The organism is Flavobacterium nitrogenifigens (assembly GCF_003254565.1).
Taxonomy (GTDB): Bacteria; Bacteroidota; Bacteroidia; order Flavobacteriales; family Flavobacteriaceae; genus Flavobacterium; species Flavobacterium nitrogenifigens.
On the sequence record NZ_QJRI01000056.1, the window covers coordinates 1 to 288 of the forward strand.

General features: G+C 56.6%; 1 protein-coding gene. It reads left to right on the forward strand.

The window, feature by feature from the left end; genetic code table 11:
* Positions 1–288: MBG domain-containing protein (locus DM397_RS24175; RefSeq protein ID WP_204251837.1), on the forward strand; the 288-nt coding region annotated here is incomplete at both ends.

The following is a 288-nucleotide window of genomic DNA, read 5'->3' on the forward strand; positions in this document are numbered from 1 at the left end:
GGCGATACTGAAGCTGTGCTAACCACAGCTCCGACAGTCGCCACCACGGCAGTTATAGGAAGTCCGGTGGGGACTTATCCGATCGCAGCCAGCGGAGCCGCAGCATCCAATTATGCAATCACTTATGCCGATGGGACGATGAGCGTGACAGCCGCCTCACTTATGATCACGGCAGACGACAAGAGCAAAGCCTATGGCAGCGCGAATCCAGCTCTGACGGTGAGCTACTCGGGATTTGTGAACGGCGACACAGAAGCATCCCTAACGTCAGCAGGTGCAGCTTCAACC